Source organism: Novipirellula aureliae (genome assembly GCF_007860185.1).
Lineage (GTDB): Bacteria > Planctomycetota > Planctomycetia > Pirellulales > Pirellulaceae > Novipirellula_A > Novipirellula_A aureliae.
The window spans coordinates 1-2,281 of sequence record NZ_SJPY01000028.1; the positions used below are offsets into that span (position 1 = coordinate 1).

The 2,281-nt window shown below is 55.4% G+C and carries 1 protein-coding gene and 1 pseudogene; both read right to left on the bottom strand.

The features are described 5' to 3' along the window. Positions 1 to 140: 140 nt before the first annotated feature. A pseudogene (gene xerC, locus Q31b_RS27605) lies at positions 141 to 1,124 on the bottom strand (site-specific tyrosine recombinase XerC). Positions 1,125 to 1,375: 251 nt separating this feature from the next. Continuing rightward, on the bottom strand, positions 1,376 to 2,281 hold a 906-nt coding region (locus tag Q31b_RS28770), incomplete at its 5' end, for a hypothetical protein (protein WP_197172541.1).

Genomic DNA, 2,281 nt, shown 5'->3' on the forward strand with positions numbered 1-2,281 from the left:
GTTGATGAGTGGCAGCTCAATCGGCGATGGTTGCAACTACGGCCAGCCTCACGCGCGCGAGGCGCGTGGGGAGAAGGTCGACGAGTTTTTGCTTGGAGCGTCATGATCGTTAGTTTAAACGATTCCAAGACGCTGTGCAGCTACGATTCGTCCTTTTTTTCTGCCGGATGCGTCGCTCCGTGGACTTTCAATAGGTGAGCAAGCGCCACTCGCGTGTAGACCTGCGTCGTGTCCAGCTTTGCATGGCCTAAGATCGCTTGGATCACGCGGATGTCCGCTCCGTTCTCGAACATTAGCGTCGCCATCGTGTGACGATAGATGTGACACGCGCCAGACTTCTCCACGCCAGCCGCGGCGATCTATCGTCGCGAATATTCGGTCAACGTGTCTGGATTCAGCGGTTCACCGTGGTGGGTGAGAAACAACGTTCGCTCCTTCTTGTCCAACAGCAACTTGTCGCGTGCCTGCTCGACGTAGCGGGCGATCCAGACTAACGCTCGAAGGCCAATCGGGACGTAACGATCCTTCTGGCCCTTGCCACACTCGACAAACAGACTTTGCCGGTCGACTTGGATGTCGTCGATCTTCAAAGAACACATCTCCGCTCGCCGAATGCCGGTCGAATAGAACGTCTCCAAGATCGCTCGGTCGCGAATTCCCAAAGGCGTTGTCGTGTCAGGCTGTGATAGGATTCTCTCGACCTCATCGGCTGACAAGATCGCTTTGGGAAGCGTCGCCGGCTGCTTCGGTAGGTCGATCTCCGAGGCTGGACTAAACGGCAGATGATTCAACTTCACTAGCCAGGCAAAAAAGCTGCGGACTTCCTTTAAGTGAAGATGTTGTCCGCTCCACGCCAACGGCTTCCCGTCCTGCTTGCGGTGACGGTACAGCGATCGTTGGAACGATTCGATGATCGGCTTGGTGATCACTCGCGGCTGGAATAAATCTCGGTCGAGACACCACCGTGCGAACGAGCGAACGTAGACCGCTCGTTTGCGGATCGTCGCTTCGCTGTAGTTATGCACGCGTAGCCATTCGGTGTGCTCTCCGAGCAGTCGCCAGAAGCCATGGGGATCGTTGGCGTCGCCGAACGGCTGCATCGGTTTTCTTTGTTTCTTGCTCATCGTAAAAATTTCCTGGAAGGGAAAGTGTCCGCGCGCACCGGTAGCACGGACGGGGTTGGTAATGGTTTCGCTTCACTGAGAATCAGCGAAGCGGGCGGCAAAGAGGCCGCTGACGTACGACGGTACTACGTACGTTTTTATTGGTGGGGATGCCTTGCACCGGGTAAATCGGACAGGTGCGGCGGTTAGCTGTTGCTGTGCAACGACTTAAGCTGTTTTGAGCAATCGGACAGGTGGCGGAAAGGTATCGGTCAGGTGGCTTTTTGATCGAACAGGTTGGTAGTCGTAGGTGCCGACGGTGGTTCTTTTAGAGAAGTTGGGTCGATTAGGCCAGTAAACGCGGGCTGCCCTTCTCGTCCACGGCCATCGTACAAAAGACGATAGCGATGGAGCTTGCCACTGCCGCCACCGTGACCGACAACGTACTCATGGCGACACAATCGCTCCAGGTGAATCCGCATCGGCGATGCACTCCAGCCCAACGCTTCGCGTGCTTGGCGGCGAGTGAATAAGACCTCGTCCTTCGGTACACCTTGCTGCTGTGCCAATTCGCCTGATAAGTCATACAACTGAAGCAGAAGACGCCGTGTCGGTGCAGAGAGTTCATCGATGCTGCGCCCCAATGCCCAATCGGCAATTCGATTAGCCATGGCAATATCACGCCGAGTGACGACGATATAATCGCTGGTGACGCCATTCTTAGTCCGCTGCTTTACTTCGCGTTGGAACTGATGCAGTAGCGTAACCGCCTTGATCAAGGAAAGGTACTTTTGGTGGTCGCGTCGATGGCGGGCTTGGGCGTCGATGAACTTCAGTTGATCCGCATACGGATTGACGACTTTGACTCGGCCAAGTAGACGCTGGGCGTTCTGGTGCAGCAGCGTCAATCGATCTTGGTCTTCTTCGTTGTCCCAGCCGTCAAGCGTATCCACATGACGTTGGGCAGCATGAATCGCGGCTGTTTGTTTAACGCTTTCATCGACGTTGATGACCAAGCAACGATTCAGCAGCTCAGGATCGACATCCAGCGACGTCGTCGTCATCACCAATGCCACGGGTCCATCGACCTCGTACCGCTCGGTCGTCGTACGTCCGCTGCCCGATTCTTTCGATGTTGATACTAGCGATAGATGACCTTCGCTTTGAAGTAGCTTGAG